We start from the raw sequence: 26,634 nt of genomic DNA, 5'->3' as shown, positions 1-26,634 counted from the left end.
AGATTCCGACGAGACTAAGCGTTTGGGACTATATTTCGACGAGGATGAAAGGTTTGCGCTGATCATGCAAGGGCCGCGACCGGCTAATTCCTCGACCACAGTTACTTTCGACGATGTGGTCGTGGTTTGCTTGTCCCCTTTTTCGATGACTCGCTTTGCGAATGGATTGCACTTCTCGGTATCAGCTGGGCGAGGGGACTCGTTCTTAAGCGATGCGGTTCTTTCCCGGTCCAGCAACGACACCGTAACTCTCAAAATCGACGGTAGACTTTTTAGTGAAGTCTGTAGCCTGGCAGCTTTCGATCTTAGGACGGCGACCATCAGCAGCGCCGAGTATCGTGACGTCATCGTTTGCAAGTCAGCGCCACGCATACTTGTTCGCGGACTACACGACAAGCAATGGGAATTGCTCGACGCGCAGGGCCTGACGAAAATCCGCGCTTTTGAGCAAAGGGAGGCAAGCGTATCGCATTTCAACGGATCCTCGTCGCGTTTCGTCGTCGCCGACGTAAAGGGTAATTTGACGTTGCATCGGTGGAGCGATGGCGAGGAGGAGTCATTGGGCGAGGCCAGCAGCAAGCTTCTTTACGACGACGGTCGATTTCAGTTGCGGAAGTCCAGCGCCGGCGCGATATTCCTGGTTACCGAGAGCACAGGCGTGGTGCAGCTGGAGATAGCCAAAGGCGCGAAGGACGTCGACGGCGCGTCGATTTTATCTGCGAGCGGCGCGACGCTGCTGGGGGGGAGTGATCTGTGGGATGCACGGACGGGGAAACGGATTGCGCACTGGGACGCGGGCAATCGTCTGGCCTACGACGAACAGGCACAGCAATTGTTGATTCGCGCAGCCCACGAAACCGCGATCCATCTGCGCGTTTACGACCTGGCGACCGGCGATATGGTTTCCGAAGTTCCGTGCGAAGGCTTGCCGCAAGATTTGCAAGATCGTCATTTTAAATGGGGACCGCGCGCACACAGCCTCCTCCTACGGGCGCCGCGTGGGCTGACCTTGATCGACACCGCGACGGGGAAGACGGTCAAGTCGATCTCGCATGGCGCGCATCTCGGACCGGTGAAGCGCATCGTCACTTGCGATCGACCGTCGAGCGTCATTTCCAGTTCGGACGGCGTGATATTGAAGTGGCGTCAGCAAGACGGCGCTTTCGAGGAGGAATTGTTTCGCACCGCAGCGACGATTCTCGACTTCGACGTTTCCGCAACCGGCCAACAGATGGTGATCATGACCGACAAGGACTTGATCTTGAAAGAAGCCCGCGGTGGGGCGGAAGTCCGGCAGGTTACAGCCTTGCAGGCAGCCAAAGTCGAGGCTGTCGCGGCCCGGTTCATGGGCAGCGGCGATCTTCTGCTGGCGTGTCGAGATGGAAAAGCGAAGAGAATCTCGTCCACCACCGCGGCGCTGACGGCCGAGTGTGAAGTTTCTCCAGACGCCATCACGGCGATCGCCATGCCGCCATCGCGCAATGTGGCTTATCTGCTCACATCCGGTGGCGATCTGCACCGACTTGACCTTTCGTCGTTCGCGGTGACGAACACTGTGCGCGCTAGCGAAGGTGCCACGGTGTTGTGTGCTGCCGACGATACGATTTGCTTCGCCGCCGGAAATCAGATTGACGCCTGGCATTTGACTGATGGCAAAAGGATTTGGAGCATCGAGACCCAGGACGGGCCGATCGTATCGCTCGGTTACCAACGTGCCGACGATCGGCTGGTCACTGTCGATCGAGACGGCCAGAGCTACCGGGTCAGCCTGCGCGATATTTCGGATGCGTTTGTCGGCCTGGGCCTGATCCCATTGCAAGGGTTCGCGCGTAGTCCCGAAGAGACCGCCGCGCGAGCGGAAGTCGACCGGCTGTACGAAGAGCTAGTCCTGGCCGACGATGTGATCGCAGCGGTGAACCGTCGCGTGGATTTCAATGCGGAAATTCGGCAGGCGGCGGTCGCTTATGCGCGTACCAAGGCTCGGGAGCCGGAGGACCTTTATGCGGCGGCCTGGACGCAAATGCGCGCGCCGCAGCAAGATCCGCAGAAGCTCGCCGAGGCGCAACGCATAGCGCGGGCCTTTGTCCGCCATGAACCAGGCAATCTCAAGTACACCCGCTTGCTGGCAATTGCTTGCTGCAAAACCAGCAGATGTGACGAGGCAATTGCGCTGCTGAACGCCGCGAAAGCCAATGATCGCGCGAGTCTGGCGATACGGATGTTGGCGAATCTAAATCTCGAGAATCGCGACGAGGCGATGCGCATCGTAAAGGCCATCGGCATCGCGCCCCCGCTGACCGATATGAACGATGGTGAGCTGCACAATGTGAAATTGGGTCTGGAAGCCTCGCTCTCGAAGTTCATCGATCGCGCGGAAAAGGCGTACCAACAAAAAGACTGGCCCACGGCCGACGAGAATTTCTCGCTGGCGTTTCCCTTGGGCACAATCTATTTGCAATTCGTGGGGCAGTGGAGCGCTGCGCAGGCCATGCTGGGGAGATGGAGCGATGCCGCCCAGACCAATCGCCTGGCGGTCATGGCCACTAAGGGAATGATGGGCGCTGTATACAATCAGGCCATTTTGCAACTCGCCGCCGGCGACGACGAAGGTTATCAAGCGACTGCCAGGGAGCTTTTCAGCCGCTTTGGGAAGACGACCAGTCCGGACCAGGCCTCGACGGTTGCTGTCGCGCTTGTCTTGCCCGACAAGTCGGCTGTTGACATGAGCGAGGTATTGACGCTCGCCAAGCGTGCTGCTGAGGCGGATGCGCGAAATCCAGTGCCCAAGATTGTGCTGGGGGCAGCGCAGTTCCGCTGCGGCCAACTCGACGAGGCGATCGCTACCATTAGCAAGGCGTTGCCGCAGCACGCCGTGGCCGAGCTCGCCGCGCCCAAAATGTTAGATCAGATCCGTGTCAGCCGCCTATTGGGCGAGACGATGCTGGCGCGGGCCCTCCATGCACGCGGGGACCAGGAAGCTTTGGCGAAGCAACTGACGACGCTTCAGGCCCTGATCAAAAAACTTGCCTCGGGGCCGCCGCAGAACAGCCCGGGTATGGTCCCTTGGGCGATCCCGGTAGCCGTCGAACTGGCGCAGCGCGAGGTCGTCAAACTCACCGCGCCCGTCGTCGAGGGCAAGTAAGGGGCGCAGCGAGCCGAACTGCCCCTAATCCATCGCTGGCTGCGTGTTGGCGGTCGACGGTGCGGACATGCATTTACGAATTACACGGCCAAGAGCGGGGAGAGCTTTCTGTAGGTCCTACTTTTCTTACAGAATCCTTAGCAAAATATGAAAACATCGTCGCGTATTAAAATTCGCTATTTCCAGTTCGCATTTCGTTGAATACACTTAGGGAGGTCCTCCAGCCGGCAAGGTTTCCCTATTTTGAGCGATTTGGCCGATCTCTATGAAAACCGTCCGTGACGAGCCTATGGTTTCTGCCCGGAAGCGTTCTCGTGCCGACCTGGCGGTGGCGGCCGCGCCCTCCAAGCGGCTTTCTGCAGTCGACACGCCGCCAGCTTCATCGCCGTCGGAGGGGGGGGGCGGCCATTGGACGTTTCTGACCAATCATTCGCACGTGCTGGTGCTTTTGTCGCGCAATCCCTCGCTCGTGCTGCGTGAGGTGGCCCTGCATGTCGGAATCACCGAGCGGGCCGTGCAGCGGATCATCGCCGATCTGGAATCCGGCGGAGTCATCGAACGGGAAAAGGTGGGCCGCCAGAACCACTACCGAATCCTCACCGATCAACCACTACGACACGTGGTTACAGCGCGTCGCACAGTCGGAGAGTTGTTGACGCTGATCAACGGTTCTTATAGGTAGGCAGCGCCTATAGGGGAGTGGCGCCTCTCGCTACGTTCGGTGGCATGCGCAATCTCGTGCGAACCGGCGTGCTCGTGCGAACTGGCATGGCCGGTCAGCCTTGCAAAGTTGTCATCGAAGGACGATTGACACCAATTGATAAGGCCCGTACTTTCGATGCTGCCTTGCACGCTGGTCGACCAACTTGGGCGCTAACGTGCCTGGCACGCATGCATATTGTCGAAAACGCATTCCCCATGACGGTTGATCGGCAAAGTTCGTTGAGCATCCGCGTTAAGCACTGGCAGACAAATGCGGATCGCTGTCGAGAAGTGCCTTTGCCAACGATCAACCCACATGAGATCCTAACCCTTGGACTGGTGCCAATTTCGGGGGGCTGGGCGCCGTCTGTCGTGGCATTACTTCTCGGCAATGTTGGGCGTGCATCTCTTGCTCGTCGTATAAGAGAAGAGTACGATATTGTATTCATGACAGGGATATCGCGGAATTCGATTCGTGACAATTAGTTCGCTTATTTGTAATAATTGATCGTCTCACCCCAATCGGGACGTTGCCGGAAATCGAGCTACCGTATGTGGGGTTTAAGTCGCGCGTGCCGACTGATGCGATCGGCTCTCGTGTTTGTCGTTAAGCCAGGGTTGATGGTTTTTAGTCAGGCCAGGAGTTTCGTATGTGAGGTGGCCGTCAGCATTCAGTCCTTAGTGCTCGCCGAATTCCTCTTGTATGCCCTACCGGGCGATGTCATGGATGCCCAAATGTACATTGCCCCCCTGATCATGCGCACGACCCCAAGAGCGTGCCGATGGCCTCTTGGTGTTCGAAAGTGACACGGTCACCATGGTTAAGACAGGCGATCCATCGCAAATCGTTATTCGCACGCCCAACCGCGATAACATTACCGAAGCGATTGCCACCTTCACAATCCGCCGCATGTGCGGGCGGTGGCGACCCAAGTTGAAACTCAAAAAAAATCTGCTGGTTACCAACCAACGAGCCAAAAGCACTATGAAAGTTTCTCCCCTTCTGACAATGATCCTGGCGCTGGTCTCGCTTTCTCTGCCTGCGTGCAACATGCACCCTGAGGAGGAGCACCACGAGGCTCATAAGATTACGGCCACCACGCCGCAGTCCAAGAACGTGACGCTCGTCCAGCAGTATGTCTGCCAGATCCACTCCCAGCGCCATATTAATATCCGCGCGCTAGAGATGGGATATCTCGAGGCGATCACGGTCAAGGAAGGGCAGCACGTCAAGGAAGGCGAGCCGTTGTTCACGGTGAGGCCGATTCTTTATAAATCAAAGTGGGACGCCGAGACTGCCGAGGCAACGCTCGCCAAGCTGCAGTTGAATTACACCCAAAAGTTGGCTGACGACAATGTGGTCTCGCCGAACGAAGTGATGTTGCGCGACGCCGAGTTTAAGAAAGCCCAGGCCAAGGCAGCTTTGGCTAAGGCCGAATTGGATTTTGCGACCGTCATCGCGCCATTTGACGGCATCGTCGATCGTCTGCGCCAGCAGCAAGGCAGCCTGGTCCAGGAAGGGGAAATTCTCACGACGCTGTCCGACAACGGCCTGATGTGGGTTTATTTCAACGTTCCCGAGGCTCGCTACCTGGAGTACATGCTGTCTCAGCAGAAAGACAATCTAAAAATCGAACTCCGCCTGGCGAACGGCGAAATATTCAACCAACCCGGCAAGATCAATGCGATCGAGGCCGACTTCAACAACCAGACCGGCAACATTCCTTTTCGTGCTGACTTTTCGAACCCGGACCGGCTGCTGCGTCACGGACAGACCGGGACCATTTTGATCAGCCGCGTGCAGAATGACGCCATCGTCATTCCGCAACGGGCGACATTCGAGGTTCTCCAGAAGCGGTACGTTTACGTTGTCGACAAGGACAATGTGGCCCATCAGCGCGAGATCGTCATTCAGAATGAATTGGAAGACCAGTTTGTCATCAAAGAGGGGATTGGCGTGGAGGACAAGATCGTCCTTGAGGGGGTCAGGCAGGTCCGCGACGGCGACACGGTGGAATACGAAGAGCGTAAGTCCGAGCAAGTCGCTGGCCAGCTAAAGTACCACGCGGAATAGTCAGCATCTCCGGTCTCGGAATGCGAATGCCAACTAGAGTGTCTGAGCGCAATGTTCTCGAAAATTCTCCATAGACCGGCACTCGCGATCGTCATATCGATCATCATCTTGTTCCTGGGCGGGTTGTCGATCAAAACCCTGCCCATCTCGCAGTTTCCGAACGTCGCGCCCCCCAGCGTGGTCGTCACGCTTGCTTATCCCGGCGCCAGTGCCCAAGTTTTGGTTGACTCGGTGCTGGTCATCTTGGAGCAGGCCATCAACGGGGTGCAGAACATGCGGTACATGGTCTCGGCCGGCACCAGCGCCGGCGAGGCCACGATCCTGATTATCTTCGAGCCTGGCTCGGATCCGAACGTGGCGGTCTTGAATGTGCAAAACCGCATTCAAACCGTCAAGCAAAGACTCCCTCCGATCGTGGAGTTGGAGGGCATCATCGTGCTCCAGTCGATGACGAGCATGCTGATGTACGTGAACATCTACAGCACGGATCCGTCCCACAATCAGGATTTCCTTTACAACTACGCCTTCGTCAACGTCGTGCCCGAGATCAAGCGGGTGCGCGGTATCGGCAGCGCGAATATCCTCGGCAGTCGCGCGCTGGCCATGCGGGTGTGGCTGAATCTCGACCGAATGCGAGCCTACAGTATCTCGGCTGACGAGATCATGAAGGCGATTAGTGAACAGAGTATGCTCGGTTCGCCTGGCCGGCTCGGTCAGGCGACGGGCAGAACGTCGCAAACCATCGAGTACGTGCTGACCTGGGTGGGACGTTACAACAAGCCAGAGCAGTACGAGAACATCGTTCTGAGGGCGAATCCCGACGCCGAGATCTTGCGGCTCAAGGACGTTGCCGAAGTCGAGTTGGGCCCTTCGTACTACAATATTTATTCGAACATCGACGGATATCCCTCGGCGGCCATCGTTCTCAAGCAAATCCCCGGCACCAACGCCGCCTCGGTCATCGAGGAAGTCAAGGAGAAGCTCGAGGAGATCAAAGACAAGCAGTTTCCGCCTGGCATGACCTTTGAGGTCAGCTACGACGTTTCTACCTTCCTGGAAGCCTCGATAGAACAGGTGCTGCATACCTTGGGCGAGGCCTTCGTATTGGTCTCTCTGGTGGTCTTCCTGTTCCTCGGGGACTGGCGTTCCACGCTGATTCCGACTCTGGCAGTTCCGGTATCGTTGATTGGGACGTTCTTTTTCCTGCAGATTCTCGGCCTATCGATCAATCTGATCACCCTGTTCGCGCTGGTACTGGCGATCGGTGTGGTGGTGGACGATGCGATTGTCGTTGTCGAAGCCGTGCATGCCAAAATGCACGAGAAGCACCTCTCGCCCTATCTGGCGACCAAAGAGGTTATTAGCGAGATCAGCGGTGCGATCATCGCCATTACCCTGGTGATGACGGCCGTGTTCGTTCCGGTGACCTTCATGACCGGGCCGGTGGGTACCTTCTACCGGCAGTTCGGTATTACGATGGCCACGTCCATCGTTCTTTCCGGTGTGGTGGCTCTGACGCTCACGCCGGTCCTCTGTGCCATGATTCTCAAGCCTCACACGGGCGTGAAAAAGCGCGGGCCGTTGGCCAGGCTGTTGCACCTTTTTGACCGCGGGGTCGAGAAGGTCACCGGCGGTTATGCCGCGTTCTTGGGCCCGATCGTCACGCGACGCTCGCTGACCATGTTGGTAATCGCGGGCTTTGGCGCCGGAATTTTCGCCGTGAACACGGTGCTTCCGTCCGGCTTCATTCCGCTGGAAGACCAGGGCATGATCTACGGAATTCTGCAGACGCCGCCCGGGTCGACGCTGGAGTACACCAACTCCAAGAGCCAAGAGCTGCAAGAGATCGCCAAAAAGATCGACGGCGTTAACTCGGTCTCGGCCTTGGCCGGGTACGAGGTTTTGACCGAAGGCCGCGGCTCGAACGCAGGAACCTGTCTCATCAATTTGAAGAGCTGGTCGAAGCGCAAGATGACCTCGAAGCAGATCATCCAAGAGCTCGAGCGCGAAGGCCGCGCGATGACGAATGTGAAGCTCGAGTTCTTCGAGCCCCCCGCGGTGCCAGGCTTCGGTGCGGCCGGCGGGCTGTCGTTGCGCGTCTTGGACAAGACGAACACGATGAATTACGTGCGCCTCGGCGAAGAGACCGAGAAATTCCTGGCTGCCTTGTCGAAACGCAAGGAGGTGAAAAGTATCTTCACCTTCTTTGCCAGCAACTATCCGCAGTATGAGCTGATCATCAATAACGACGTGGCCATGCAGAAGGGCGTGTCCATCAAGGATGCGATGGATAACCTGTCCATCGTCATTGGCAGCACCTGGGAGCAGGGCTTCATCCGCTTCAACCAATTCTACAAGGTCTTTGTGCAGGCCTTGCCGCAGTTCCGGCGGTATCCAGAGGATTTCGAGAACCTGTTCGTCAAGAATGATACCGGGGAAATGGTTCCCTACTCTGCGTTCATGACGCTTGAGAAGAAGCAAGGATTGAACGAGATCAACCGCTATAACCTGTATCCGTCTGCCCCCATTCAGCTTTCACCGGCGGCTGGGTACAGCAGCGGTCAGGCCATCAACGCGATCAAGGAAGTCGCGCACGAGACGCTGTCGCGCGGCTACGACCTCGGCTGGGAAGCTCTTGCTTATGACGAAGCGGGCAAAGGAAACCTGGCGGTCTATATTTTCTTGATCGTCGTCATATTCGTCTACCTGGTGCTGGTCGGTCAGTACGAGAGTTTCATCCTGCCGCTGGCGGTGATCATGTCGCTGCCGGTCGGGATCTTCGGATCCTTTCTGTTCTTGCAAGCCATGGGGTTGGCCAACGACGTCTACGCCCAGATTGGTTTGGTCATGCTCGTCGGTTTGCTAGGCAAGAACGCGATTCTGATCGTCGAATTCGCGGTGCAACGGCACCATGAGGGTGTGAGCTTCAAGGACGCAGCCATCGAAGGCGGAAAGCTGCGCTTCCGGCCGATTCTAATGACCTCCTTCGCCTTCATCGCCGGTTTGATTCCGTTGGTCCGTGCCTCGGGTCCGGGTGCCATCGGCAACCGCACGATTGGCACCACCGCGGTCGGCGGGATGTTGTTGGGAACCATCATCGGGGTCTTGGTCATTCCTGGACTTTACTATTTGTTCGCCAAGCTCTCTGGCGATGGCAAACTCCTTGAGGACGAGACGGATGAACCTCTTAGTGAAGTCCTCGAACACTAAGAGCCTGCGCCAGGAAGCGACGGGTCCGTATCGCCGCGATCACAGCCCTGGCATATGCACTGTGGGCGGCCCGAAGGCGTTTGCAATTTCAGCTGCTGATCCGCAACGCGCCAACCGACGACGCCATCGCATTTTCGGCGAGACGCGCATTTCGTCTGTGTCGTGCCTTCATCAAGCCGTGCGACCGTTCGTTGCGTTGCCATGCGCTGTTTGCATGAAGAGAAAGTCATATTGCGAAAAAGCGACAGGGCTTTAATAGGAATCGCTGCCGCCAGACACATTCGACTACGGACCGGTCGACATCGCTTGAAAACCGATCTGAATGCGTTGACATGGTAAACATCATTGCCAACGACAGAGATCCAATTTCGGCAACAGCCGCATCGTCTGCCCGACACCTACTGCTATGAACGACAGCGACAGCGCTCGATCGTCGCCGCCCCGGAAACGTTCCGGTGCAGGCGGGATCAATCCCGTCAAACTCGCCGTAGTCGATACCATGCGCAGCGTAGCAAGAAAACCTTCGCGACGATCCGTAGTTGGGCAGAAATCGTCTAGCTGTCCGAGCGGCTAAGCTCCGCGTCGTGTGATTCAAGAACAAGTAGTCGAAAAGCACTCCGGATTCACACTCTCGCGACGCGCATTTGTGATGAGAGCCGCACCTGCTATCAAGCTATCAGACAGCGACCGCCTGCAGCTGGAACGTTGGGCACGCGGACGCACCACGCCCGCGCGATTGGTGTTGCGGTCCCGCATCGCGCTGTTGGCCGCCTCGGGATTTCTCAACAAGGAAATCGCTCGCGAGCTTCGCTGTGCTAGCAAAACGGTAAGCCTGTGGCGCGGCCGGTTTGCGCAGCGCGGCATTGCCGGCATCGAGAAAGATGCGCCGCGCGGTGGCCAACGCAGCAAAAAGTCCGAGGCACTCGCGCAGCAGATCATTCACAAGACTCTTCATGAGTCGCCTCCCCGCCGCTCTTACTGGAGCACACGTTCGCTAGCAGCGGCTTTGGGGACATCTCCCGCCATGGTGCAGCGCGTGTGGAAAACCCACGGGCTGACGGCGCGCCAGCGGACATCTCAATCCGCGCCTTAACATCCCATCTGCTTGAATCGCGAATGCTAGCAGTAGCAGTGGCGCGAATTGCTAGCGGCGCGGGTGTTAGCTTGTAACGACTCTGCGCAATTCATCACCGCCATCCGACTTCTGCCGACGATGAGATTCCTGGTCATCGCACTGTAGCACGAGCAGGACGCTCGTGTGTGAACGCCACTGGCGGGAACGATGGCTTCATGCGACGGAACTGGCTTGGCTTTGCACCCAGCTTTTTGGGAACCCCCGCAAAGCATGTCTTCCGATCCCGCGTGGGCTCAGGTCGGGCAACCTGAGCGGATTACCGATAAGCGCAAGCTCATCAAGGACGACAAGGATGAAGACCTTTGTGAGATCTTCGAATACGAAGCATCTGACGAACGCTGTCGCCACAGCGTTCGTTTGCAGCATATTGCTCGGCATGTCGGGCTGCGGAATTCCCAAGCTCCGAGGCCCTGACCCGGCGCCCACTCCGCCGCCGACATTCGACGGCTCGACCGACCCCGAGAACTCGTCGCAGCTGGGGCCGTCGCAGTTTTTCGATGATCCGCGTTTGTCGGCTTTGATCGACCAGGCTTTGTTCAGCAATCAGGAACTGCGAATCCTGGCGCAGGACATCGCGATCGCCAACAACGAGATCTTGAGACGGCGAGGAGCGTACCTGCCATTCGTCTCGCTGGGGGCTAACGCGTCGTACGATAAGCTCAGCACCTACACTCCTCTGGGGGCGGACCTGAACCAAATCGTGACTCCCAACGGCGGGCCCTTTCCGAATCCGCTGCCGGATTTCATGCTGGCCGCCAATATTTCGTGGCAGATCGACATCTGGAGACAGCTGCGCAATGCCAGAGACGCGGCCGGGCTGCGCTATCTCGGCACCATCGATGGTCGAAACTACATCGTGACCCGTCTGGTGGCAGAGATTGCAGAAAACTATTACCAGCTGATGTCGCTCGACAAGCAGTTGGAAACGTTGGATGGAACGATCGCGCTGATGGAGCAAAGCCTCATACTCGCCAAGGCCCAAAAAGAAGGGGCCCGCGGCACCGAGCTGGGCGTCCAACGGTTCCTGGCCGAGGTTCGTAAAAATCAGAGCCAAAAGCTGATTGTCAGGCAGGAAATCATCGAGACTGAGAACAGAATCAACTTCCTTTGCGGTCGTTACCCGCAGCCTGTCGATCGCGTTTCCGCACGATTTCTTGATCTGCAACTGCAAGCGTTGCGCTTGGGTGTCCCTTCGCAGCTACTGCTGAATCGGCCCGACATCCGCGCAGCCGAGCGAGAGTTGCAGGCTGCCGGGCTCGACATCCGCGTGACTCGCGCTAATTTCTTTCCCAAGTTGATCATCACGTCAGGTGTTGGCTACGAGGCCTTCCAACCAAAATATATTTTCTTCACTCCGGAATCATTGATTTACGGCGTCGCAGGTGGATTGGTCGCGCCGGTGATTAACAGAAGAGCGATCCAGGCTGACTACATGAACGCGAACGCCAAGCAACTGGAGGCTCTTTACGAGTATCAGCGCGTCATCCTCAATGCGTTTACCGAGGTGATCAACCGCGTGTCCAAGGTGCAGAACTATACGCAAAGCACCGACCTGAAAAAGCAACAGTTAGCATCCCTCGAAGAAGCCGTCAGCATCGCGAACAAACTCTTCCAGAATGCCCGTATTGAATACCTCGATGTGTTGACGGCCCTGCGTGATCGCAATGAAGCGCGAATTGTCTTGATCGAAACCAAGCAGGAGCAGCTGGCTGGCATCGTCAGCGCTTATCAAGCCCTGGGCGGCGGTTGGCGCTACGTGGGCGGGCCGATCCAGTTGCCGCCGCCGGGTATGGTCGATCAAATGCCGCCCGGTGCGGCTGCCGAAAACATTCCCGCGCCACAGCCGGTGATCCAGGGACCGGTGCCGCCCGGACCTGCGCCGGGGCCTGCGATGCCCCCCGCGATCCCGATACCGGCACCCGCGCCCGTGCCCATGCCCGCACCCGCACCCATGCCCGCACCCGGAGCCCAGGGGGCGGTGCCGCAGGGAGGAGCGCCCCAGAAAGCTGCGCCGTCGGCCGTGCAGAAGAAACCATTTTTTCGTAAACCTTGGGTGTCGTGACGTGTTGCGTGCGTGTTGGTCGACAGCCGACTGCCGCAGACTCGCGGATGCACGGCCAAGGCGGTGGCAGTAGAAAAAAGGGGCGCTATCGAAGGCCGAAGGTGGTCAACGGCAACGTTGTCCGCCTGGCAATAGTTTCCGGCGAACCGCGCCCTGTTACGCGAGACACAAAGATTGCCACCCGGCTTGTGCACTTAAGGTCGCACGGGCAAAGGATGGCTGGCGGGGCGCTTTTGATGGGATGTGGCAAGGAACCTTTGGCCTGGTTCCCCCCGAAGGCATTAAGTTTCGGTGCCTACTTGCCGATGTAAATAGCCGGAATAGCCAGCGTATCCGGCAAATCTTAACGCGGGCTGGGCAATCTGCTCCCGCGATTTCAGGTCTGCGTCGGGCCATCCACTCTCGGGCGAGTCTCGATCGCGATCCGTTGGCGGATCGTGGTCAGGCCGTTTTGCTGAACCGTCAACCCCTGCATTTTGAATCCATCTATGCCCTTCTTTCGCAGCCAATGCCCCAAGCCTCGGAAGACAAAGAGAGCCATCGCCAAGCGGTCGTTGAGGGTGGAGTGCCTCGAAGAACGGATTGTTCTCGATGCCTACAGCGTCGTGAACCTGAACGACAGTGGGGCCGGTTCATTGCGACAGGCCATTCTCGACGCCAATGCCAATGCAGGCGCGGACACGATCAATTTCAGCATCGCCGGCACGATCAAGCTCACTAGCGGTGCGCTGCCCGACATCACCGACACACTGAACATCAACGGCACCACGGCGACGGGTTACTTAGCGTCGCCGACGCTGGCGATCAATTTCAACAATTTCGGCGGGCTGCACCTGACTGCCAGCGCCGTGGGAAGTCAGATCCAAGCGCTCGATTTGCAGAATGCTTCCAACTCGGCGATCACGATCTCGGGCGCGTCGAGCAATGCGATCACCGGCAACATCATTGGCCTGGCGCTCGATGGCAATCATTTTGCCAGCAACAAGGGAAGTGGCATCGAAATCGATGGCTCGGCCGGCAACACGATTGGTGGCGATACCGCGCACGCGCGCAATATCATCTCGGGAAACTACGGCGCCGGCGTGACGATCTCGGGCGCGTCGGCCACGACCGATAATCAGATTCTGGGCAACTATATCGGCACCGATATCTCGGGCACGCAACCGCGCGGCAACGCCAGCGGTGGAATTCACGTCACCGGCGGCGCCAGCACCACGACGATCGGCGCGAGCGGGGCCGCAAATGTGATCTCGGGCAACACCGGCAATGGCATTCTCATTGATGCCAACGCGGCCAAAAATGCAGTCGCCAACAACATCATCGGCCTGGCCGTCAACGGTACCACGGCGCTCGGCAACTCGGCGGACGGTATCAAGGTTGCATCCAGCAACGGCAACCTCATTGGCCAGCTCGCCGTGAGTGGGCAGATCACGTACTACAACACCGACAATGTCGTTATCAATAATGGCGGTACCACGCAGCCCGTTACTTCGTGGGAAGGCATCCGTGGCGCGGATGAGCCCGGCCAGTACATGATAAGCGGCTCGTCCGAGGACGACGGACTACTCTTCATCGGCGGAATAAACGGAACAGGCACGAGCTATTTGTTCAATTATCCGGGCGCGCTCAATACGAGCATTTATGGGCCCGATAACCTTAGCAACGGCCTGGTGCGCCTGGTGGGGACCTACAAGAACCCTGACTACGCCACGGCGCCGGTCCAGGTGAATGGCTTTGCCTACGGCGGGACTCTCACCGATGGCAGCCAGTCGACGGCCTGGCAAACGATTGACTACCCGGGTGCCGTGTACAACTTCATCCACAGCACGATGGGTGGGCTGGCGGTCGGCAACTACGACAATCCGGCGGCGCACAACACCCTTAATCTGCAATACGGTCCAGGACATGCCGAGATCTACAACGTCATCACTCATCAGTACGTGACTGATGTCGCATATCCCGGCGCGGTCAGTAACACCGTTTACGGCATCTGGTACAACGGCGGCACCAGTTACACGCTGGCGGGCGGTTACAGCCTGGATGCCGTCAATAACTTCGCTGATCAAGACCGGCCGATCGGCACCGCTTATATCGTCGACTACGATTCGGCGACCAATCAATTCTCGCACTGGACCTCGGTGCAGGATCCCAGCGGAACGAATCTCGCCACGCACTTCCAAGGAATCAGCAGCGTGCAGCCGGGCGTGTATACGTTGGCCGCCGGCTCGGTGCTGGAGGGAAGCAACGATCCGGTGCAGGGGTCGCTGGTGACCATAGTTCGTAATGCCGATGGATCCTTCGGTCCGGCCCAATGGGTAACGCTCAATTATGCGGGGCCAACGCCCAGCGGCGCGAGCTCAGGCACCGGCATGACCAGCAATAATTCGGTGTTTGGCAATCAGGTTGTGGGCGTCGTTGCCGGCTCCAGCAGCTTCCCTTATCAAGCCACGGTGGACAGCGCGTTTGCGCTCTCGAACATCATCAGCGCCAATGGCGCCAACGGTATCGAGCTCGACGGAGCCAACGACAACGTGGCCGCGATGAATTTCATCGGCACCGATATTACCGGCACGCTCAGCCGGGGCAACACTCTGAACGGAGTGCTGGTGACGGCGCTATCGGCCGGCAACGTCATTGGCGGCAAAAACACGAATGGCACGCTCAGCCTGGCACCGCAAGAAAACGTGATCTCGGGCAATCATGGCAGCGGTGTACTGCTCAGCGCAGGCGCCACGGGCAACTCGGTCAGCGGCAACCTGATCGGCCTGGCCGCCTCGTGCAATGCGGCGCTAGGTAACGCGGTCGATGGCGTTCGGGTCGATACGGCCAACGGAAACTTCATCGGCCAGATCGACCCCGTGACAGGTGAAACCTACTACAACACCGACAGCATCGTCATCAACGATGGTGGCACTACGCAATCCGTCAGCGGCGAGACCGGCATCCGCGCCACGGACACGACGGGCCAGTACTACATCACTGGCTCGAGCGAGGACGACGGCATGTTGTTCGTCGGCACTATCGACGGCACCGGCACCGCTTACGTGATGAACTATCCGACCGCCACACTCAACACCAACGTCTACGGCCCCGACAACCTGGGCAACAATCTGGTGCGCACCGTTGGTACTTACAAAAACTCCGACTACGCCACGGCCGCGGTGCAAGTCAATGGCTTCGCCTTCGGCGGCACGTTGTCCGACGTCACCAACCCGAGTGCCTGGCAAACGATCGACTATCCTGGCGCTGTGTACAACTATATGCACAGCACGATGGGCGGGTTGGTCGTCGGTAACTACGACAATCCCTACGATCACGGCGCCTACAGTTTGCCGTACGGTCCGGGGCATGCCACGATTTACAACCTCCAGACTCATCAGTTTCTCACCGACGTCGTGTTTCCGGGATCGATGAGCAATTCGGTATACGGCATCTGGTACAACGGCGGCACCAGCTACACGATCGTAGGCGGTTATAGCAACTCGCCGGTCAACAACTTCGCCAACCAAGATGCGCCGATTGGCACGGCCTTCATGGTCGACTTCGATTCGTCGAGCGGCGTGTTCACCAACTGGGCATCGTTTACCGCGCCCGAGGGCGCGAACTTCCTCAGCCATTTCCAAGGTATCAGCAGCGCTGTGCCGGGCGTCTACACGCTGGCGGCCGATACGCTGCAAAGCGGCAGCAACGGCCCGACGCAAGGTTACTGGGTCACCGTCACGCGCAATTCCGATGGCTCGTTCGGCCCGGCCACTTGGACCCCGCTTGCCTATGACGGCGCTCTACCCACGGGCGCGACCAGTAGCGACGGGCTGACAAGCGCCGATAGCGTGTACGGCAACCAGGTGGTGGGCGTCGTTATCGGCCAGAGTACGTTCGCCTATCAGGCCACGGTCAATACGTCGCTCCAATTGTCGAATGTCATCGGCGGCAATGGCTTCGAGGGAGTCGATCTGATCAGCGCCAACGATAATCGCATTGGCATGAACTTCATCGGCACCGATTTCACAGGCACTCAGACGATCGGCAATGGCCAGAATGGCATCCTGGTAACTGCGTTGTCGGCCGGAAACTTAATTGGCGGCGAAGATACGTCCGGCAATGATCCGACGAACGCGACTTTCGTCCGGCCGGCCATGGGTAATCTGATCTCGGGTAATCACGTCAACGGCGTGGCCCTTACCGGGCAAGCGAATCATACGCAGCTGAGCGGAAACTTCATCGGCACGACGGCCTCGGGCGATGCCGCTCTGGGCAATGGTGCCGATGGAGTGGCCATTGTGGATGCCGATAACAATTCGCTCATTGGTTGCGGCTTCTCGAACAGCCCGTTCGTCTTTTACAACGTCATTAGCGGCAACAACGGCAACGGTCTGCGGGTGGACAATTCGTCCAACACCACGATCCAGGCCAACTTCTTCGGCATGGGGGCCGACAATCAGACGGCCGTAGCAAATCACCGCAACGGCGTCGAGGTCGAGGGTAACTCGAGCCACACTACGATGGGCGGCCCGATTCCGCTGGGCAACGTCGACGCCGCCAATGGCGAGAACGGCATCTATCTGACAGATACGGCCAGCTTCTTCACCAGCTACAACACCTTCGACGGATTGGCCGCCTTTAGCACAGATCGTCGGTTTGGCAACGGCCAGGATGGCATGCTCATAACGTCCAGCGGCGGCAACAACCTGATCCGCACAAACGTCGTCAGCAACAACCTGCACGACGGCATTGAGATTACAGGCAATGCCACCGACGTTCGCGTGGTGGGCAACATTGTCGGTATGGACACGTACGGCATCACGCCCATGGGCAACGCCGCCAACGGCGTGGAAGTGGGTGGGAACGCCACAAACATCGTCATCGGCGGGCCGCAGCCCACGTTCAATGTCATTCCGCACAACACGATCTCGGCCAATGGCGCCAACGGCGTGGCTATCGTTGGCAACGCCCACAATATCACGGTCAACTCGGGCGTAATCGGCACCGACCTCTCGGGCGAACATGCCTTTGGCAACGGGCAGTCGGGCATCCTCGTGGATCAAAGCGCCTACGGCGTTACGGTTGGGTCGGTCGATCCGACGCTACGACTCACCGTGGCTGCCAACACCGGTAACGGCGTTAGCCTGTTGAACACGCACGATAACACGATCGTCAACACGTTTATCGGGACGACGGCCGCGGCCCTGACTGGCTTGGGCAATGGCGACAGTGGCATCTACCTGTACAACAGCTTCAACAACACGATCGGCAGCGCCTCGGGCAACGCGAACACGATTGCCAATAACACGCTCAACGGCGTGTATGTCGCCTCGGGCACCGGCAATGGCATACGCGAGAATTCGATCTACGGCAACGGCTCGATCGGCATCGGGCTGGGCGCAGGCGCCAACGCCAATCAGGCCGCGCCGGTAATTACTTCGGTCAGCGTGCAGTCTCCCAACGTGCAACTGCAAGGGACGCTCACCAGCAAGCCGAGCACGACATTTACCGTCGAATTCTTCGCCAACAGTACGGATGCCGAATCGGGCACGACATACCTCGGTTCGCAACTGGTAACCACCAACGGATCGGGAGTCGGTTCGTTCGATTTCTCGAGCGCCCTGGTGCCGGTTGGCGATTCCTTCTTTACGGCGACCGCGACCGATCCGAACAACAATACGTCGGTCTTCTCGGTCCCTGCGTCGTAGTGCTGGGGCGGATCGTAAGGTTGCGGCTCGTGACCCTGAATTGTGTTGGCAATAAGGGAACGGCAGGGCGATGTTGACGAGCCCCTTTGGCACGAGGCAAGCCCTCTTGTCATCACTGCCGTGGCGGGCGAAGATCGAGCCCAGGCCGGATTCAACCTAGATCTCAGTGCTGCAAAGAGTGCATCGAATGTTGCGAAGATTTGCCCAGCCGATTTGCGTCCTCCTGTCGCTCGCTATGATCTGGGCCGATTGCTCGGCGGCCGCGGAGACGTTGACCAGGGAGTACGAGCTGCTGCGCAAGATGCCGAAGGAAATTATCTCTCAATATTTTCCCACCGAACTTGGCACGACCATCAAGGGGCGGGGGGCCTGCCGATATCTGGCAGCGTGCGCGGTACTTGACGATAAGCAGCGCGCCGACGACGCCTGGATATCGATCGAGGCGATGTTCGCGACCCAGGTCGAAGATGGTGGGTTCGAAGGCGGGGGCAAGCCGGGCGACGCCGCCATCACGGTTTTCGGGATCAGGGTTGAGAACGCCTACTTCTTTTTGCAAGAGGTAGGCCGTGCGGTTCTCGTTGTACAGGCGTCGCCGCTGGAGCCCTATTTTCGAGAGCGATTCGCCGCGATGATACCGAAGTTGCGCCGCGCGTGCGATTTCATCCAGAAGGGCTATTCAACGATCATTCTCAAAGTCGGCCATACGCCGAACCGTCTATTGATTGCCGCGAAGGCGTTTGGTTTGTGCGGCATTGTGCTGGACGATGAAGCCATGAAGGAAAACTCGAGTCGCCTGGTGAAGGCGGCATTGGCGCGTCGCGACAAGGACGGCGTATTCATCGAAAGAAGTGGTCGTGATTCGAGCTACAATGCCGTCGCGATCCTCATGGGACAGCATCTTTCGCTGTATTTGCCCAATGCGGAACTTGATGCCGCAATGAAACCGGCCATGGAATGGCAGCGAACGCGCATCAAGCCGACCGGTGAAGTGGAAGCCGAGGGAAACACACGCACGGGCGTGGGAAAAGAGCTCTCGCCCACGGGAGTGCCGAAGAGCATCAATTACAACGAGGTCGCGCAAGCGCTCTGGTATTACGGTGCCCTACGGAATGAGGCCGATGTCATCGATCTCGCACTGAAGGTGCAGGCCTGGCATGACACGCATCACTTGTAGTACACGTGCTGCGTGCCGAATCGACGCCTGCTGAGTGCCCAACACGCGCGCCGTGTCGATGCGCCGCAGAGCAGCGCGCAAAAAAGAACCGGGGTAGTCCGCGATAGGACATACCCCGGTTGCGAATCTGAACGGTCTGGCGCGACTGACGGAGTTCGGTCATGCGAGCGTCGGTCATACTACTTCCGCCGACGTCGCCCGATCGGCAGTGGGTATAGGCCACCTGGCAACAGCAGCCAGGTGTACGGTTCCGGCGTGACGTACAACGCCTGGCCGTCCGCGCCCAGGGCGGAACCCGCGGCCGAAAAGGTCGTGGCGCCGATCGTCAACTCGATCTGCGGACTTGCCGTGGTGCCGGTCGGGACCAGCGTTCCGTAGACCGCACCACCGGCGAGTGACGACAAAGTCACAGGGCCGCTGCCGCCGAAGGCCGTGTTGTTCGCCCAACCGCGGCTCAATAGCTGCTGCAACGCACCGTCGATCGTGAACTCCGGATTGCTCGCGGCATTGCCGGTCAGATTGATATACAGCAAGGCGTCGTAGCCCGCGAAACTTGGTCCCAGGACCGAAGCGCCGGTGCGGAAGAGTGCTCCCGCGGCACTGGCGAGCGACACGCCGTTGACGTCCGTGGCCGGCAGGCTGCCATAGAGACCAGAGGCCGTGAGGCTCGTAAGCCCGTAGATTTCTGAACCGACTGTGGGAAGGTTGGGGACGAAGGGCGTCGAACTTCCGACAAACGGATTGGAATCTTGCGAGCCGACCGTTGTGGGTGTGTTCGCAGCGCCCACGCTGGAAATGCTGCCTAGATTCGAACCCAGGATAAAGCGGCCACCACCACCCGCGTTGCCGCCAGCACCTCCGGAGACGTCCACGCTGCCGGCGCCATTCACGGTGGTGCCGAACAAGGCCACGGTTCCACCAGCGCCACCACCGCCCGTGCCGCCGATGCCGCCCGAGCCGCCGTCGCTACCGGAGCCGCCTGTCCCCCCGGCGCCGCCGTTGCCCCCGGTGCCTGCTCCTTGATGATTCCCCGTTCCACCTGCTCCGCCTGCCGCGCCGGCACTGCCGCCTGAGCCTGAACCGCCGGCTGTTCCTGCCCCGCCGTTACCCCCTTGGGCGACAATCGTACTGCCGACGTTCACCGCGCCGAGAGCATTGATCTGGAACGCACCACCGCCCGCGCCGCCGGCACCACCGCTGCCGCCGGAGCCACCTTGGCCGCCCGTTCCGCCAGCGCCGCCTTCACCGCCACCGCCACCACCACCGCCGGAATTACCGAGCGACACTCCGTTATGTCCGCCTCCGCCACCACCTCCGCCGCCGCTGCCACCTCCGCCACCGCCTGCGCCGCCCGTGCCTCCGGCGCCTGAACCGCCGGCGCTGCCGCCGGTCAGGATCAGAGTGTTTCCGCCTGTATTGGATCCACCACCACCGGCGCCGCCCGAGGGAGCCACGCCAAGTGCGGTTGGTGTCGAACCGCCACCGCCACCGCCACCCACGTTGCCGCTGTGAGTTCCGGCGGTTCCGGACGAACCACCGGCGGCGCCCGTGCCGCCCGTTGCAGTGCCGGCAGCAGTACCCGCCGCGCCACCACCACTGACAGTATTAAGTCCCAGCCCGCCGGCCGACCCAGTAGAGCCGGCTAGCCCTGAACCTCCGTTTCCTCCGCTCGAACCTACGGCGCCGCTGCCACCATTACCCGCTGTGACGTGAGTGGTCGTGTTTCCGCCCCCTCCGCCACCGCCCCCCGCGGCTGCTTGGGAACCGTTGCCTCCGGTGCCGGATGGATTCGATCCTGCCGATCCGCCACCGCCGCTGGGGCCGCCCGCGCCCACGGCGCCCGTGACGCCGCCCGAGTTACTGCCGGCTGTCGTGCCGCCGCCGCCCGAAGTGCCTCCGGCACCGGCGTTGCCGCCTGATCCACCGCTCGCGCCGCCGCCGCCACCGGCAGTTCCCGGCGTGATGCTGACATTTGCGCCCGAGGCGATGTTGACGTTGTTGCCAACGATCAAATCGACGCCGTTGTTGCCGATCGCGGTAAGGGTGTCGGTCGAAAGAAGATCGAGATCACCGTAGACGGTGAAATCAGCGACGCCAGCCGAAGTGCCTGTGTAGCTGACCGTGACACCATTGATCGTGTTGGTTGCCGATCCGTTGATCAGACCATTGGTGGTGTCGAGAGTGATCGTCGTTGCGGACGATCTGGTGGGCAGACTGAAGGTGAGCATGCTGGCGCACACTGCCACCGTGCCCAATCGGGCTAAGAGATATTTCGTTTTCCGAATCATTAGCGGCTCCTTTGACCTAGCGGGGGTGCGTTCGACGTTTCATCCGTGCCCCGTAGGTGGCAGAACCGAATCGATCGGTGCCTCTCCACCCGTACTCAACGAGGCTAGCGGGCATGTTCGATCTGATCAATCAAGAAAGGCCGTTTTTTGGAAATTTAACTTTGGCGCCATCGGGGGGTGCGCGTCGACGAACCAACTAGACTCAGGCGCGGGCATTTACTGCCCGACCTTTTCTAACAGAACGTTCATTTTTGGAAGATGACGATGACATTGGTCCGGTCACGTGTGTCGTTTCAGGTGGTCGTCTGAGGTTGATCGCTCGTTCAACGCGCATAGGGCGATTGTGTGTTGGGCTTCGTCAAGCGCGCCCTCGGTTCAAACGCGGTGAGTCGAGCTCAGCGGGCATTGCGTGACGGAAACCGCGCGAGCAAGTCTCGCCGATGAGTGGGCATGGACGAGCAACGAATTGATCGAAAGAGCGGCGGGATGATACGAAATGAATGATCCAGGAGAGGCGATTCTTTGCGCCGCGATTGCTTTAGTTGCCATCGCACAAACGCTGCATGTAACGCGCGACTACGGTCGAGGCAGCTGCTCAATTCCTTGGACTTCAATCGGCACGGCGCATCGGGACGAAAGTCCACGTCTATATTGGACTTGCATGTTCTTTAACGCCGCGATTACGGTAGCGCTTTATGGGCTACTAATCGCCAAGGCGGTTTTGCCGTAATCTTGGTCGAGAATTCTGTTTTCCCCCACGCCGGCTTACCGGTACCGTTTGGCACGACGCGCCACAAACGAACGTCGGACGGAATCCGCTGGAAAACATCCTTTGTCGAACGAAGACCTTTCGTCCGGCGGTGATTTCCCTTGCGTTTAGCGGACGTGGCCTTTACGATTTTCCGCAGTTATGGGGGGTGCGCCCCCCGCCAGTCCGGATTTGCCTGCGCGCGTATTTCGCGCGTCCGTAGCACTATCTTCGCGTTGCCGGGGGTAACTATGCGGCCTGCCAAACGTACACGCCATACGAATCGAGCCAATCGTCAGCGCATCCTGCGGTTTGAGCCGCTCGAAGGGCGACGTGTGCTGGCTGTTTTTGCCGCAGGTGATATCGGCACCCTCCGCGCCGATATTAGTAGCGCCGCCTCGAACGGCGATGCGACGAACACCATCAATCTCTCGGCCGGCACCTATGGGTTGAGCGCGGCTAGCGGCGAATTGTTGATTCAAGATTCGAGCGCCACGGTCCACAGCAAGACGTTAAACATCGTCGGTATCGCGCCCGATCAGACCACGATTGATGGCGCGCTGGCCACCCGGGTGATGGAGATTCTCAGCACCCCCAACGCCAACATGACCGTGGTTTTGAAAGACCTCGGAATCGAACATGGGTATGCCACCGATAGCGGACAAGTCGGCGGCGCGGATGTCTTGGGGGGCGGTATCCTCGTTGATGGCGGGCAGGTGACGCTCAGCAACGTCGATGTGGGGAATAACCAGGCGGTAGGCGTCGACGGCGCCGATGGCATCGCCGGATTCGATGGACAGAACGGCCACGATGGCCAGAACGCCAGTGGCGGTGGTATCTACGTGGCGTCGGGCACGCTGAATCTCAGCAACAATTCATTCATTCATGACAACGCCGCCCAAGCAGGCAACGGCGGTGCGGGCGCCAGTGCGGGTTTCGTGGGGACTACAGCAGCGTCTGGGGGCCAAGGCAGCGACGGTGACGAGGGAACCGAGGGGGAAGATCACGAGGGCACGCATGCTGCACGCGGCGGCGATGGCGGCGACGGCGGAGATGGCTCGGCCGGCAGCGCCGGAGGGGATGCTGGGCGCGCGGCCGGCATCGGTGGTGACGGCGGCAAGGGAGGCGATGCCAGTGGCGGCGGCATTTATATCAACGCCGGCCAACTCACGATGCAAAACTCGAACGTGATGTTCAATTCCACATTCGCTGGTGCGGGGGGCGCAGGAGGAGCGGCTGCCGGCGGAGGCGCACTCGCAGGGGGCGACGGCGGCGACGGCGGCGCGGGTGGCGATGGGGGGAATGGCGGACATGGCGGCGACGGCGGCATCACCGGCATTCTCGCTGGTGGTGGCGGGGCTCATTCCTATCCCGCAGGTGCAGGAGGTCACGGCGGTAAGGGCGGGAATGGATCATCAGGGGCTGGCGGCGGTCAGGGCGCCGACGCCGGCGATGGCGGTGGTGGAGGCGACGGAGGAAACGCCAAGGGGGGCGGAATCTTCCTGCAGGCCGGCACCGTTTCTTCAATGACCGGCGGCGTCGTTGACACGAACTTCGCTTGGGCCGGAGCAGGTGGCGATGGCGCCGACGGAGGCGACGGCGGTGATGGCGGCTCAGGGGGTGGTGGAGGAGAAGGCGGCAACGGCGGAAGCGGTGGAGAAGCTGGAGGATTCGTCGTCCTTCCCAGCGGAAATGGTGACGGCGGAGACGGCGGCGATGGTGGCGACGGCTCCGCGGGCGCCGATGGGAACGACGCCGGTAAAGGGGGCGACGGCGGCTCCGGAGGGAATGGTGGCAGTGGCGCCGGCGCAGGCATTTTTGTGGACGGCGGATCATTTATTGTTACGAACGCAGAGATCGCCGGTGATCCCGCGCACGGCGGCGTCGGCGGAGCGGGCGGCGGCGGCGGCGGCGGCGGAGATGGTGGCGGTGGCGGCGACGGAGGAGCGGGTGGCGCTGGCGGGGGCGGCGGTTCGGGCGGGTCGAACGACGCAGGGGCCGGCGCCGGCCACGGAGGGCAGGGGGGTGATGGTGGAGCTGGTGTCGATGGCGGGGGCGGCGGCGGCGGCGGCGATGGTGGAGACGGCGGACCCGGTGGCTTCGGCGGTGACGCCACCGGCGGAGGTATCGCGATTCTCGCCGGCACAGTCACGCTGAATAATGTCTCGCTGCATGACAACTCGGCCAATGGCGGCCAGGCCGGTATCGGTGCGCCTGGCGGCGATGGCGGTGGCGGAGGCGCCGGTGGCGGAGGAGGCGACGGCGGTGATGGTGGTGGAGGAGGTGTTGGCGCGACGACATTCCTGTACCACAACGGCGGTGTCGGGGGGCCTGGAGGTGATGGCGGAGACGGCTCCGATGGTGGCGACGGTGGCGATGGCGGCGAGGCTGGATCGGGCAACGGCGCCGGAGGTGCTGGTAAATCGCTCGGCGGCAGTATCTACATGGCCAGCGGCCAACTCAGCATCGGAAGCGGAACCACCTATAGCGGATCGTTGAATGCCGGCCTCGGCGCGCTCGGGGGCGCCTCGGGAAATGGTGGAGACGGAGGCGACGCTGGAGACGGGGGCGATGGCGGTCAGGGTGGCCATGGTGGGGTACCAGGTGGGATTACCAGTGGGCCAAGCGCTGCTGACGGATCCGACGGAGACGACGGCGACGACGGAGATGACGGGGACGATGGAGGCGATGCGGGCTTCGGGCTGCCGAGCGCCGACGGTATGGCCGCCGGGTCCGGCTTTTACTCGATTGGTGGCGCGGTCACTACTTCGCAGCCATCCACGCACGCGGCCGTTGTCGTGCAACCGTCGAGCGTAACGGCGGGATCTACCTTCACGATCGAGGTCGATGCCGAGGATGCCAACAACGATGTCGATCCCACTTACAACGGTCAGATCACGGTGTCGCTCGGTAATAATCCGGGCGGCAGCACTCTGTCAGGAACAGTTACTCTTGCGGCCGTGCATGGCGTGGCGACGTTCAGCGGCCTGGCACTGCACAAAGTAGGTACGGGCTACACGCTGAATGTCGTCGCCGCGGGGCTGACGGGCACCTCGGTCGGCGCGTTCAATGTGACGTCGGGAGGAACCACGGCGACGCCGCAGGTGATGGGTGTGCAAGTGGCGGGTAGTAGTTGGTCAGCGGCGTATCTGTCGGCGTTGACTACGGCCGGCGATGGAAACGGTTTGGGCTATGCGATTCCGGTTGGTTCTGCGGCGCAGACCGCGGCGCTTCCCTGGAGCAACTTGAATCAGATCCAGATCACGTTCAACGAAGACGTAAATGTCTCGCAGGCCAGTCTGGCGCTGACAGGCGTGAACGTGGCCAGTTATTCGATCACCGGCTTTAGTTACAACTCAGTCACGCACACGGGCACTTGGACCGTCGCCGGATCAATCGGAACGGACCGGTTACACGTGGACTTGAAGTCCACGGGCGCGTCGGCCGTCACGGATGCGATCGGCACTGGTCTAGATGGCGAATGGACCGACGGCACCAGCAGCTATCCTTCCGGCAATGGCACGGCAGGGGGTGATTTCAACTTCCATTTCAACGTTTTGCCAGGCGATGTAACTCAGAACGGAATCGTCAATGGATTGGATATCAACCTGATAGCCACCAATTGGCTGCACGTCGGACGAGTAATGGGTGATTCCAACGGCGATGACATCATCAACGGTCTGGACATTAATACCATCGCGACGCACTGGCTGGCTAAACTGCCGGCCGGCGGGGGATCAGGCAGCGGAGAGAACGGTGCGAGTCTGAGCGCGCTCGCCGCCGGTGTATCGCCCCCGGCGCTGCAAGCAGCACTGGCAACCAATTCGATGCCGAGTGTTGCGGCACTATCGAGCGCAGCACTTTCGAGTCCCGCGCCCGTGGATCACACGGCGTCTTTCTTGGGCCAGGGGACAACGCTCACTGGCGCTGCGGTCGATACAGTTTTCGCGACCGACACGGCGGCCGGGATCGACGCTTCGCACAGGTTGCGGCTGCTGGGCGTCCTCGCCAACGGCGTATCTTCGGCGTATGCGCAGGCACCGGCCAAGGTTCAACGGGCCGTCGCAGAACACGCCTCGGCGTTGGAAGAAGATCTGCTCGACGCACTGGCCATCAGCCGAGGCGGGGGCTAGTGCTGCCTTAAATCCAAATGTTAGGGTGCCATGCTCACGCTTGCGTGAGCATGCTCCTTCTGCAAGTACGCATTCTCAGGATGCTTCGGCATGGCCACGACGAGCGTGGCCATGGCACCCGAACCCGAAATTTAAGCGTTGACAAGGCACTAACCGCGGACGACTCGTTGAACTTGTCGCAGTTATCAAGCCGCGGCAAGGCCAGCGTCTGCCATTACGTCACGTGGTGCGCGCTTGCCTACTCGCCCCGCGCAACACATGATGGAAGCTCGCGTT

The 26,634-nt window shown here is 60.0% G+C and carries 10 protein-coding genes; 9 read left to right on the top strand and 1 reads right to left on the bottom strand.

What is annotated here, in order from left to right:
* From VGG64_22450 to VGG64_22415, 8 genes are all read left to right on the top strand, one after another.
* A partial coding sequence (locus VGG64_22450; protein ID HEY1602380.1) for a hypothetical protein occupies nucleotides 1-3,142 on the top strand: 3,142 nt, incomplete at its 5' end.
* A 265-nt stretch (nucleotides 3,143-3,407) separates the two neighbouring features.
* On the top strand, nucleotides 3,408-3,824 hold the full coding sequence (locus VGG64_22445; GenBank protein HEY1602379.1) for a winged helix-turn-helix transcriptional regulator: 417 nt from the start codon (nucleotides 3,408-3,410) through the stop codon (nucleotides 3,822-3,824).
* An 837-nt stretch (nucleotides 3,825-4,661) separates the two neighbouring features.
* Entirely contained in the window at nucleotides 4,662-5,918 is a 1,257-nt protein-coding gene (locus VGG64_22440) for an efflux RND transporter periplasmic adaptor subunit (protein ID HEY1602378.1), read from the top strand.
* Nucleotides 5,919-5,969: 51 nt separating this feature from the next.
* A complete protein-coding gene (locus VGG64_22435) occupies nucleotides 5,970-9,128 on the top strand; it encodes an efflux RND transporter permease subunit (GenBank protein ID HEY1602377.1) in 3,159 nt (1,052 codons plus the stop codon).
* Nucleotides 9,129-9,777: 649 nt separating this feature from the next.
* Entirely contained in the window at nucleotides 9,778-10,221 is a 444-nt protein-coding gene (locus VGG64_22430; protein ID HEY1602376.1) for a helix-turn-helix domain-containing protein, read from the top strand.
* A 334-nt stretch (nucleotides 10,222-10,555) separates the two neighbouring features.
* Nucleotides 10,556-12,325, top strand: coding sequence for a TolC family protein (locus VGG64_22425; protein HEY1602375.1), 1,770 nt, complete (start codon nucleotides 10,556-10,558; stop codon nucleotides 12,323-12,325).
* A 560-nt stretch (nucleotides 12,326-12,885) separates the two neighbouring features.
* On the top strand, nucleotides 12,886-18,015 hold the full coding sequence (locus VGG64_22420) for a hypothetical protein (GenBank protein HEY1602374.1): 5,130 nt from the start codon (nucleotides 12,886-12,888) through the stop codon (nucleotides 18,013-18,015).
* A 187-nt stretch (nucleotides 18,016-18,202) separates the two neighbouring features.
* Nucleotides 18,203-19,189: a hypothetical protein gene (locus tag VGG64_22415; protein HEY1602373.1), complete on the top strand. Its 987-nt coding sequence runs from the start codon at nucleotides 18,203-18,205 to the stop codon at nucleotides 19,187-19,189.
* Between the two features lie 179 nt (nucleotides 19,190-19,368).
* Here the strand turns inward: VGG64_22415 and VGG64_22410 are convergent, their stop codons facing one another.
* Nucleotides 19,369-21,477, bottom strand: coding sequence for a hypothetical protein (locus VGG64_22410; protein ID HEY1602372.1), 2,109 nt, complete (start codon nucleotides 21,475-21,477; stop codon nucleotides 19,369-19,371).
* 999 nt (nucleotides 21,478-22,476) lie between these two features.
* On the opposite strand from VGG64_22410, the gene VGG64_22405 reads away from it, so the two are divergent.
* Nucleotides 22,477-26,358, top strand: a complete 3,882-nt coding sequence (locus VGG64_22405; GenBank protein HEY1602371.1) for a hypothetical protein — start codon at nucleotides 22,477-22,479, stop codon at nucleotides 26,356-26,358.
* Nucleotides 26,359-26,634: the final 276 nt, after the last annotated feature.

The sequence above is a fragment of the Pirellulales bacterium genome (genome assembly GCA_036490175.1).
In the GTDB taxonomy this organism is placed as follows: domain Bacteria; phylum Planctomycetota; class Planctomycetia; order Pirellulales; family JACPPG01; genus JACPPG01.
The sequence above is the reverse complement of the archived record's forward strand: the minus strand, read 5'-3'. Positions and strand labels throughout refer to the sequence as shown.

Coding starts and splice junctions, on each gene's coding strand:
- VGG64_22405 (HEY1602371.1), top strand. CDS start 22,477: ATGCGGCCTGCCAAACGTACACGCCATACGAATCGAGCCAATCGTCAG.
- VGG64_22410 (HEY1602372.1), bottom strand. CDS start 21,477: ATGATTCGGAAAACGAAATATCTCTTAGCCCGATTGGGCACGGTGGCA.
- VGG64_22430 (HEY1602376.1), top strand. CDS start 9,778: ATGAGAGCCGCACCTGCTATCAAGCTATCAGACAGCGACCGCCTGCAG.
- VGG64_22425 (HEY1602375.1), top strand. CDS start 10,556: ATGAAGACCTTTGTGAGATCTTCGAATACGAAGCATCTGACGAACGCT.
- VGG64_22445 (HEY1602379.1), top strand. CDS start 3,408: ATGAAAACCGTCCGTGACGAGCCTATGGTTTCTGCCCGGAAGCGTTCT.
- VGG64_22435 (HEY1602377.1), top strand. CDS start 5,970: ATGTTCTCGAAAATTCTCCATAGACCGGCACTCGCGATCGTCATATCG.
- VGG64_22415 (HEY1602373.1), top strand. CDS start 18,203: ATGTTGCGAAGATTTGCCCAGCCGATTTGCGTCCTCCTGTCGCTCGCT.
- VGG64_22440 (HEY1602378.1), top strand. CDS start 4,662: ATGGTTAAGACAGGCGATCCATCGCAAATCGTTATTCGCACGCCCAAC.